Genomic DNA, 814 nt, shown 5'->3' on the forward strand with positions numbered 1-814 from the left:
CTCATAACTGACGGCGCCGAGCTTGCGCTCAATGACAGGGTTGCGAACGGGGAGTGCGTGAAGGTCTTCGTCGATCATTGTTTTTGGCAATACCGACCAGCCCATACCAACGCTGGCCATCATTTTCATGGTTTCTAAGTAGTTGGTTGGTATCTTTGCTTTTAGTTCAAGTTGGTTTTCTTCAAACACCTTGGCGACGATTCGATAGGTGAGTGTGGATTCTGAGGGAAGAATCGCATCATGTTGTGATAGCTCTTTTGGGCCGACGCGTTTTAACTGAGCAAGTGGATGCTGGTGTCCGCATACAAAGGCCATCGGGTCATCCCAAACCAAATGCGTTATGAAATGTTCCCGACGTTGTTCTGGAATCGTTATAAAAGCGATATCGGCGTTGTTTTCTTGAAGCAGGGCATAAGCACTTTCGGAGTCGAGAAAATTCAGGTGCAAATCAACTAAAGGGTGCCGTTTGGAGAACTCGCGCAATATCAAAGGTAACCGATGCAATCCAATATGGTGACTTGCCACAATTCTTAAGTCGCCTTTTACTTCACCACTTGTATCTCGTACTGCCTGTTTTGCGTTGTCGAAGTTGTGCAAGATGTTTAAGGCGTGTGGCAGTAATGCTTTGCCTGCATCAGTCAGGGTGATCTCGCGTTGTAGTCGCTCGAAGAGTTTTACATCAAGCCGGCCTTCTAAGTTTTGAATCCGTTTCGATATGGCGGGCTGGGTAATATGCATGACCTTAGCTGCCTTAGAAAAAGACCCTTCGTTGACGATCGTTATAAATGCGAGAAGCGCTTCAATATCCATAGTA

1 protein-coding gene is annotated in these 814 nt (G+C 46.4%); it reads right to left on the reverse strand.

From position 1 onward, the window contains the following. On the reverse strand, nucleotides 1–814 hold an 814-nt coding region (locus tag A3738_RS04750), incomplete at both ends, for a LysR family transcriptional regulator (RefSeq protein ID WP_156503962.1).

This window comes from Oleiphilus sp. HI0066 (assembly GCF_001635725.1).